Raw genomic sequence first — 1,750 nt, 5'->3', positions numbered from 1 at the left:
ATGAAAGAGGAAGCCATATATCTCCGGTCGCACCATAATGCCCGGCAGGCACTCAAGGAGCTTGTTGAAATGCCGGATATGGATGCCGACCGCATCATCCGGTCATTACGGGACACTCATTTCATACCAAGCGGCAAGATTCAGAAAAAATATCCCATGATCGAAAAATTCAGGCTTTGGAACGCCATCTCTGAGGCGCTGAGGCGTTCATTCTCTGAATGATTGCGCGTGGACCGACCGTGATAAGTAGAAAGTTGTCCGTCACCAGATATGGGATCTGAAAAAGGGTTGTCCGAGCTGAAAAGGCAGGCTGCCCTCGTGAGAGCACAACTTTGTAGTCATCGCCTATGGATTTTCACTGAGAACTGAATTCTTCCACAAGGTGCATAACGCAAGGGCTTAGGATCGCAATCCGCAATCTGGATTGTATAAAAGGCATCTTTCGTCCGGATTTATCGACGTAACGCCCCGAACTGGATCATGGTCCGGTCAAACAGGAACAGCCGCAGTCGGCACCCTACGGCGTAGCGAAGAAGCGCTGCCTTCGTATATTGCCGCGTTCCTGAGCCAGGAGATCGCCGCGCCGCCCAGTCCGACGGCGCGTTCCCCTTTTAGTGGGCGGCCTTCTTTCTACCCCGGCGGCGTCCTTGCGGCCTGTCAGGCAATGCAGGCTCTGTCGTGCCCTCATCACCAGATTTGGTGGCAGTGGACGTTATATCCCGCCCCAGTCCAATCTCTCGTGCAAGTTCCGATCGGCGTGCTGTGTAATTGGGAGCGACCATAGGATAATGAGACGGAAGTCCCCATTTCCGCCGATATTCTTCAGGCGTCATGCCATAGGATGCCTGCAGATGCCGTTTAAGCATTTTCAGCTTTTTCCCATCTTCAAGGCATATGATATAATCCGGAAATACGGACCGCTTGATGGAAACGGCAGGTATCTGTTCTTTTACTCCCGAAGTAGTCGGGACGGACAATGAATTGTAAACAGCCCCAATCAGCCTGATAAGTTCATCCGGCGATATTTTGTTTCCCGATACATAAGCGGTTATGATTTCCACGGTCAGCACCAGCTGTCTTTGTTGTTCTTCGGGCATTGTTCATCACCTTAACAGACGAAAAAACTGTGGCCCTGTATATAACACCGCTATTGGGAATAGTCCTCGACGTTTTCGAGGATTTGGCAGATTGCAGAACAGGTATGCTCTTGAGCAGATATCCAATAGGATCCTGTGCCTGCTCATCTGTATTTTATCTGATCGTCAACACTTCTTGCTTTCTACCGCAAGCCTGTTACCTGTTGCCCGCACAGCATCAAGACGCCATATCTGCAATACGAAATCATCCGGAGCCGGTGTCAGCCGGGCACTCAGACACACGTTCCTCCTCGGTCCAGGAAGGTCTTGAGGCGTGCACATGTCTGGAAGCTTCAGTCGCGCCAATAATGCGCGACAGACTTTCAGGGATCGGTTCACGCACAACATCATTGAACCGGGCACGCAATTCGTTCTTCAACCAGCAGTCGAATGGATCAGGATCTCCCCGGAAAGACACATCATCCATCATTGGCCTGCTATCTGCTGCTCCCCGCCTGCCTAACGATACCCAGCCGACTTCGTTGCGCAAATGACCAAAGCGTGCGTCAGATCTGAGAGCCTGAATCAGAAAGCGGTTTGATTGATTTTTCGCAGAACTCTGCGGATATGGGCAATCATCAACCACGCGTGGGATGACGAGATTGTTGCCTCGA

General features: G+C 51.3%; 1 protein-coding gene and 2 pseudogenes. 1 reads left to right on the top strand and 2 read right to left on the bottom strand.

What is annotated here, in order from left to right; genetic code table 11:
* Nucleotides 1-222 (top strand): annotated as a pseudogene (locus tag CFR71_RS15670) (Fic family protein); the annotation flags it as partial.
* Nucleotides 223-611: 389 nt separating this feature from the next.
* On the opposite strand, the gene CFR71_RS15665 reads toward CFR71_RS15670, so the two are convergent.
* Together CFR71_RS15665 and CFR71_RS15655 are read right to left on the bottom strand one after the other, a co-directional pair.
* Nucleotides 612-1,097 carry a MucR family transcriptional regulator gene (locus tag CFR71_RS15665; RefSeq protein WP_110532232.1) on the bottom strand — a complete coding sequence of 162 codons (486 nt, stop codon included), beginning with the start codon at nucleotides 1,095-1,097 and terminating at the stop codon, nucleotides 612-614.
* A gap of 564 nt (nucleotides 1,098-1,661) precedes the next feature.
* Nucleotides 1,662-1,750, bottom strand: a pseudogene (locus tag CFR71_RS15655) (IS5/IS1182 family transposase); the annotation flags it as partial.

This window comes from Novacetimonas pomaceti (genome assembly GCF_003207955.1).
Classification (GTDB): Bacteria; Pseudomonadota; Alphaproteobacteria; order Acetobacterales; family Acetobacteraceae; genus Novacetimonas; species Novacetimonas pomaceti.
This window is presented reverse-complemented; position numbering and strand designations above follow the sequence as displayed.

Excerpts from the sequence above, each read along its gene's own strand:
- CFR71_RS15665 (WP_110532232.1), bottom strand. The coding sequence starts at position 1,097 with ATGCCCGAAGAACAACAAAGACAGCTGGTGCTGACCGTGGAAATCATA.